Genomic DNA, 6,884 nt, shown 5'->3' on the forward strand with positions numbered 1-6,884 from the left:
AAAGGAGGCAAGCGCCCCCTCGGGGGGCAGTGAACGCAGGTGAACGTGGGGGCTCATTGTTGTTCCTCTTCTGATTGTTGTGTACGGGCGGTGATGGTTTCGACCACACGCTCCATCTTCATGAAACGCGAGCCCTTGACCAGCACGCTGGCCAGCTCCGGCAGGGCCAGTGTCACCGCAGTCTGGAGGGCTGCCATGTTGTCGCCAAAATGCCGGCCGCCAGCAACAGCGCGGGATGCACCCGCTGACTGCGTCCCCAAAGTGAACACCTGCTCGATGCCGCGTTCATGCGCGTGCACACCGGCTTCAGCATGAAAAGCTGGCCCCTGGTCACCCACCTCGCCCATGTCACCGAGCACCAGCAGGCGTGGCCCCGGCAGCTCGGCCAACACGTCAATGGCGGCGCGCACCGAATCCGGGTTGGCGTTATAGCTGTCATCAATCAGGGTGATGACGCGGCCGGCAACCGTGACCTGCAAGGCGCGTGAGCGGCCCTTGACCGGTGAAAAGGCAGACAGACCGGCAGCGATGGCGGCCAGCGGCACCCCGGCCGCCAGTGCACAGGCGGTCGCGGCGAGCGCATTTTTGACGTTGTGGCGGCCCGCAACCTGTAGCGAAAATTCCAGCGTGCCCTGCGGCGTATTGGCCGTCACCTGCCATGCGCCGCCCGTCCAGGACGCGGTACCGGTCACATCGGCCAGGCCTGAGTCGGCAAAGGTGAGCACTGCGCGGGACGCGGCTGCTGCACGCCAGATCGGCGTATAGGGCTCGTCGGCCGGAAACACTGCCATGCCCGTGGCAGGCAGCGCCTCGATCACGCTGCCGTTTTCATGCGCCACTGCCTCCACAGTGGCCATAAATTCGAAGTGTTCACGCTGCGCATTGTTGACCAGGGCCACTGTGGGCTTGGCCAAGCCGGCAAGGTAGGCGATCTCGCCGGGATGGTTCATGCCGAGCTCAACCACACCGGCTTCGTGGCCCGCGCGCAGTCGCAGCAGCGTCAGGGGCAGGCCGATGTCATTGTTGAAATTGCCTTCTGTTGCAAAGGCAGTATCGCCTTTCCACGCCCGCAGGAGGGACGCGATCATCTGCGTCACGGTGGTCTTGCCATTGCTGCCGGTCACGGCAATCAAAGGCAGGCTGAACTGCGAGCGCCAGCCGGCGGCCAGCTGGCCCAGCGCCTTGAGGGAATCCTCAACCAGCAAGCCCGGCTGGCTGGCCGAGAGTCCGCGCTGCGCCAGCGCCGCCACAGCGCCCTGACTGGCGGCCTGCGCCAGAAAGTCATGCGCATCAAAACGCTCACCCTTGAGCGCCACAAACAGGTCGCCGGGCCGCAGACTGCGCGTATCGCTGTGAACACGTGAAAACCGCAGGGCGCCGTCGCCCACCAGGCGCGCCGAAGGCAGCCACTGCAGGGCCTGCTGCAGCGTCATCATGCGAGACCTCCCACGCCGGCCTTCGACATTGCGCCCTGGCCCAGCGCGGCTTCGGCCTGCGCCTTGTCGGAAAACGGCCGCTTGACGCCGGCGCTTTCCTGGTAGCTTTCATGCCCCTTGCCGGCAATCAGAATCACATCGCCAGCTTGCGCCTGAGCGATGGAGCGGGCAATGGCCAACGCGCGGTCAGACTCGACCTCGGCCACCTCTGCGTGGCTGAAGCCTTTTAAAACCTGCCCGATGATGCTGGCCGGATCTTCGCTGCGCGGATTGTCACTGGTGACCACAATATGGTCAGCGCCTTTTTCCGCAGCGGCTGCCATCAGGGGGCGCTTGCCGGCATCGCGCTCACCACCGCAACCGAAGACGCACCACAGCCGGCCCGAGCGGCCGTCGGCGAGCGGCCTGAGCGCACCCAATACCTTCTCAAGTGCATCGGGCGTGTGCGCATAGTCAATCACCACCAGCGGCCGGCCCGGCACCGCAATCGCGTCCATGCGCCCCGGTACCGGCGACAGATGAGCACAGGCATCCACCACCTCGCGCAGCGGCAGACCGAGCGCACGCAGCGCCGCCATCACGCCCAGCAGGTTGGACACGTTGTAAATTCCGACCAGCGCGGTCGCCAGGCGGTAACTTGAAGCACCTTCGACCACGTCAAAACGCATGCCACCCTCCCCCTGTTGGATGGCCTGCGCTCTCAGCCTTGCCGGCGCCGTGCAGGACACGGTCCAGACATCGAGGCCCGAGTCGCGCAGGGACAGCGCCAGGGCCTCGCCTTTTGGGTCATCGACATTGAGCACAGCGGCTTTCAGACCCGGCCAATCAAACAGGCGCGCCTTGGCATCCCAGTAGGCTTGCATGTCGCTGTGGTAGTCGAGATGGTCTTGCGTGAAATTGGTAAAAATCGCAACGCGTATGTCAGTCGCGTCCAGGCGATGCTCGGCGATGCCGATCGACGAAGCTTCGAGGGCACAAGCCGCAAAGCCCTCATTGACCCAGTGCGCGAGCTGCTGCTGCAACAGCACCGGATCAGGCGTTGTCAGGCCGTTGAACACCATGGCATCAGGCTGACCCATGCCCAGGGTACCGACCACGCCGCAAGGCCGTTTTAGCCGACCCAGCGCCTGGGCCAGCCACCAGGCGGTCGAAGTCTTGCCGTTGGTGCCCGTCACCGCGAACAAGTCCAGCTTGCGGCTGGGGTGGCCAAAAAATTCAGCAGCAATCGGCGCCGTGGCCACTTTCAGACCGCTATAGGAAGCGACGCGGCTGTCGGTGAAGCCATGGGCGTCGGCGCCCTGCTGCTCCACCAAACAGGCCTGGGCGCCGGCGTCCAGCACCGCGGCCACATACTTGCGCGCATCGGTGGCAGCACCCGGCCAGGCGATAAAACCATCGCCAGCGCCAACCTTGCGGCTGTCGGTCCACAGGCTGCCGGTCACGCGCTGGCGCAACCACTGCGCAGCCTGCCCAGGTGTCTGCAACTGCTCCATCAGAAGGACTCCTCGACGGGGCTGTAGACGATTTGCGGCTTCACGCTCATGTCCGGCTGCACACCCATCATGCGCAAGGTCTGTTGCACCACTTCGCTGAAAACTGGCGCGGCGGCCACGCCGCCGAAATACTTGCCGTCGCTCGGCTCGTCAATCATCACCGCCACGATGATCCGGGGGTTCTCGATAGGCGCCATGCCGGTGAACCAAGCGCGGTATTTGTTGCTCGCGTAGCCTTTGCCGACCTGCTTGTGTGCGGTGCCCGACTTGCCGCCGACCGAATAGCCGACGGTCTGTGCGAGCGGACCTGTGCCGCCAGGGGCCGCCGCCATCTGCAGCATCTTGCGCACCGCGCGCGCGTTGTCGGCAGAGAAGACTTTGACGCCGACGGCCGGTTCGCTGCTCTTGAGCATGGTGACCGGAATGATCTGTCCGTCGTGAGCCAAGGCCGTATAGGAATGCGCCATCTGGAACAGTGAGGCGGACAGGCCGTAGCCGTACGACATGGTCGCCTGCTCCACCGGCCGCCAGGTTTTCCAGGGCCGCAGGCGGCCCGTGACCGCGCCGGGAAACTGAATCTGCGGCTTCTGGCCGTAACCGAGCGCGGTATAGGTGTCCCACATTTCGTGCGGGCTCATCTTCTGCGCGATCTTGAGCGCGCCGACATTGCTCGACTTCTGGATCACGCCTTCGACCGTCAGCGTGCCATAGTTGTGCGTGTCGCTGATGGTGAAGCCACCCAAGCTGAAGCGGCCTGGCCCGGTGTCAATCAAAGTCTGTGGTTTGATGCGGCCGGCTTCCAGCGCCATGGCCACCGTGATCGGCTTCATGGTCGAGCCAGGCTCAAAGGTATCGGTGATGGCGCGGTTACGCAGTTGCTCGCCGGTCAGGTTCTGCCGCTTGTTCGGCACATAACTCGGGTAGTTGGCCAGCGCCAGCACTTCGCCGGTGATGGTGTCAAGCACCACCACGCTGCCCGCCTTTGCCTTGCGCGCAATCACCGCATCGCGCAGCTTCTGGTAGGCAAAAAACTGCACCTTGCTGTCCAGGCTGAGCTGGATGTCCTTGCCTTCGAGCGGCGGCACCTGCTCGCCGACATCTTCGACCACGCGGCCCAGCCTGTCCTTGATCACCCGGCGTGATCCCGGCTTGCCGGCCAGCTCTTGATTGAAGGCCAGCTCGATGCCTTCCTGCCCACGGTCTTCCACATTGGTGAACCCGACCACATGGGCGGCCGTTTCGCCTTCCGGATACTGGCGCTTGTAGGCCTTGCGCTGGTAGATGCCCTTGAGGCCGAGGGCCTGGATTTTCTGGGCAATGGGTTCGTCCACCTGCCGCTTGATCCAGACAAAGGTCTTGTCCTCATCAGCCAGCTTTTTATTCAGCTCGCCCAGCGGCATCTCCAGCAGGCGCGCGAGTTCACCGAGTTGCGTCCGGTTCGCGTCCACATCTTCGGGGATGGCCCAGATGCTGGGTGCCACCACGCTGGTTGCGAGCAACAGGCCATTGCGGTCCACGATGCGGCCGCGGTTGGCGGGCAATTCCAGCGTGCGTGCAAACCGCACCTGGCCCTGTTTCTGGAAGAAGTCGTTGCCGATGACTTGGACATAAGCCGCGCGTCCGGCCAGACCGGCAAAGGCCAGCGCAATGCCGGCCACAATCAGCTTGCTGCGCCAGACCGGTGTCTTGCTCGCAAGCAGCGGACTGGACGAATAAAGCACGCTCCTGCTCACGGTGCGGCCTCGCCTGTCGGCGCCTGCTTGTAACGCACATACTCGGTGATGGCCGGGGTGGCGGTGCGCATCTGCAGCCGCTCCTTGGAAATCTGCTCCACGCGCAGCGGTGTGGCCTGGGCGCGCTTTTCAACCTGCAGGCGCTCCCTGTCGGTATCGAGTTTGCGGCTCAGCGCTGCGGTCTTTTCAAGCTCAACGTACAGGCGGCGCGACTCGTACTGCGTACGCACGAGGTACAGCGCGCTGAACAGCACGGCAATCAGCAGCACCAAATTCAGGCGCGTCATGCTGGAGTTCCTGGATAACGCCGCGTGATGGTCTGGACCGGCACATCGGTGCGTTCGGCCACGCGCATGACCGCGCTGCGCGAGCGCGGATTGGCGGCGACTTCGTCGTCGCTGGGCTTGATGCGCTCCAGGGCTTTCAGTCGCATCGGCTTGGGTGCGGCAAAAGGAGCACGGCGGTCATACACCTCGCGCGAATGCTCGGCAATGAATTGCTTGACGATGCGGTCTTCCAGCGAATGGAAACTGATCACCACCAAACGTCCTCCTGGTTGCAATACTTTGAGGCAAGCCTCTAGCGCCTGTTGCAGCTCTTCAAGCTCGGCGTTGATGAAAATCCGAAAAGCCTGAAATGTGCGCGTTGCAGGGTCCTTGCCCGGCTCGCGGGTTTTGACCGCGCCAGCCACGACTTCGGCCAACTCAGCGGTGGTTCCAAAAGGGCCCCGCTCCTGTCGGCGACGATCAATCGCCTTTGCAATCTGCCCAGCAAACCGTTCTTCGCCATATTCACGAATGACCTCCGCAATGGTGTCTGTTTCTACATCGGCCAGCCACTCGGCCACGCTCTGTCCACGCGTGGTGTCCATGCGCATGTCCAGCGGGCCATCGCCACGAAACGAAAAGCCGCGCGCCGGGTTGTCGATCTGCGGCGAGCTGATGCCCAGGTCCATCAGCACGCCAGCCGCGCTGGCAGGGGGCAGGTCGCCCAGGTGCATGAAACCTTCGTGGCGAATCGAAAACCGCGCATCGCCCAGGCGCTGGGCCTCGGCGACTGCTTCGAGGTCTTTGTCGAAGGCGGTCAAGCGGCCCGCAGCGGACAACTGCGACAGGATCAGGCGTGAATGGCCGCCACGCCCGAAGGTCGCGTCGATGTAATGGCCGTCCGGTTGGATGTGAAGCGCTGCGACTGCTTCGTTCAACAAGACGGTGCGATGTGTCCATGTGTCTTGCACCGCCATCTTTCAGAATGAAAAGTCTCTGAAGACATCGGGCATGGGCCCCTTCATCTGTTCGGCCTCATGCGCAGCGTAGGTCGCTGCGTCCCAGAGCTCGAAGGAACTGCCCATGCCGAGCAGCACCGTGTCCTTGCTGATTCCCGCAGCCACGCGCAGTTCGGGCGACACCAGCACACGACCGCTGGCATCCATCTCGACGTCCATCGCGTTGCCGAGAAAAATCCGCTTCCACCACTGTGCCTCCATCGGTAGCGCGGAAATACGCTCGCGAAATTTCTCCCACTCGTTGCGCGGGAATATCATCAGGCAACCGTGCGGATGTTTGGTGATGGTGAGCTGGCTGGCAGCGGTGGCGCTGAGCACGTCCCGATACCGGGTCGGCACAGAAAGCCGACCCTTGGTATCGAGAGCTACAGAAGACGCGCCTTGAAACACTGCTAAAACCCTTTGAAAAACACTTTTCACCACTTAATTGCACTTTTTCCCACTTTATCAGGAAAGTTTTGAGGTGCAAGGGCTTTGCAACAAATTTTTTCAATGAAATCAAGCACTTAGACAGCTATTTCAAAGCTTGTTTGAATTAAAAGCTGTTCTAAATGAAGCACTTAGCCGGCTTAATGAAAGTGTTGTCTTAAGCGTTGGACAAATACAGCGCCCACTCGACTGTCGATCGCCCGCCTCTGCAGCGAAAGCAAGGTACCGAAGGGGATTTCAAGGGCCGCAGTGGACCCGAGGGTTTTATGCCTGATCCGGCGCGCTGGCCAGAGCGCCAGAAGCGCCGCGCAATACGCCCCCCTGACAACGGATGGGAAGCCTGATGTCAGCGCAGGGGCGCTGAGAGCCCTAGGAGCCTGGGCGGCAGAAGGGACGTCGGCTGCAAAGCGGCCGCGACGGTCCATTTTTCACCGGCTTTTTGCCCCATAGCTACGGCTATGAGGCTGCAAACCCGGCAAAAACTGTCCTCGCCGGGGCCACTTTTCGC

6 protein-coding genes are annotated in these 6,884 nt (G+C 62.7%); all 6 read right to left on the minus strand.

The window, feature by feature from the left end:
- Positions 1 to 53 precede the first annotated feature (53 nt).
- From murF to mraZ, 6 genes are read right to left on the minus strand one after another with little or no spacing between them, the layout of a single operon-like run.
- The gene (gene murF, locus Q8O29_RS17815; RefSeq protein WP_305565234.1) at positions 54 to 1,436 is read right to left on the minus strand and encodes a UDP-N-acetylmuramoyl-tripeptide--D-alanyl-D-alanine ligase; all 1,383 of its coding nucleotides are present in this window, start codon (positions 1,434 to 1,436) and stop codon (positions 54 to 56) included.
- Positions 1,433 to 2,929 carry a UDP-N-acetylmuramoyl-L-alanyl-D-glutamate--2,6-diaminopimelate ligase gene (locus tag Q8O29_RS17820; protein WP_305565236.1) on the minus strand — a complete coding sequence of 499 codons (1,497 nt, stop codon included), beginning with the start codon at positions 2,927 to 2,929 and terminating at the stop codon, positions 1,433 to 1,435. Before Q8O29_RS17820 ends, murF begins: the two co-directional genes overlap by 4 nt.
- Complete coding sequence (locus tag Q8O29_RS17825; RefSeq protein WP_305565238.1) at positions 2,929 to 4,662, minus strand: penicillin-binding protein 2; 1,734 nt, start codon at positions 4,660 to 4,662, stop codon at positions 2,929 to 2,931. The genes Q8O29_RS17820 and Q8O29_RS17825 overlap by 1 nt, the downstream gene beginning before the upstream one ends.
- A complete protein-coding gene (ftsL, locus tag Q8O29_RS17830) occupies positions 4,659 to 4,949 on the minus strand; it encodes a cell division protein FtsL (protein ID WP_305565240.1) in 291 nt (96 codons plus the stop codon). Before ftsL ends, Q8O29_RS17825 begins: the two co-directional genes overlap by 4 nt.
- The gene (gene rsmH / locus Q8O29_RS17835; RefSeq protein ID WP_371134271.1) at positions 4,946 to 5,905 is read right to left on the minus strand and encodes a 16S rRNA (cytosine(1402)-N(4))-methyltransferase RsmH; all 960 of its coding nucleotides are present in this window, start codon (positions 5,903 to 5,905) and stop codon (positions 4,946 to 4,948) included. Before rsmH ends, ftsL begins: the two co-directional genes overlap by 4 nt.
- A gap of 3 nt (positions 5,906 to 5,908) precedes the next feature.
- Entirely contained in the window at positions 5,909 to 6,337 is a 429-nt protein-coding gene (gene mraZ / locus Q8O29_RS17840) for a division/cell wall cluster transcriptional repressor MraZ (RefSeq protein WP_305565244.1), read from the minus strand.
- Between the last annotated feature and the right edge of the window lie 547 nt (positions 6,338 to 6,884).

Origin of the sequence: Polaromonas sp. (assembly GCF_030689685.1) — a bacterium.
Classification (GTDB): Bacteria; Pseudomonadota; Gammaproteobacteria; order Burkholderiales; family Burkholderiaceae_C; genus Polaromonas.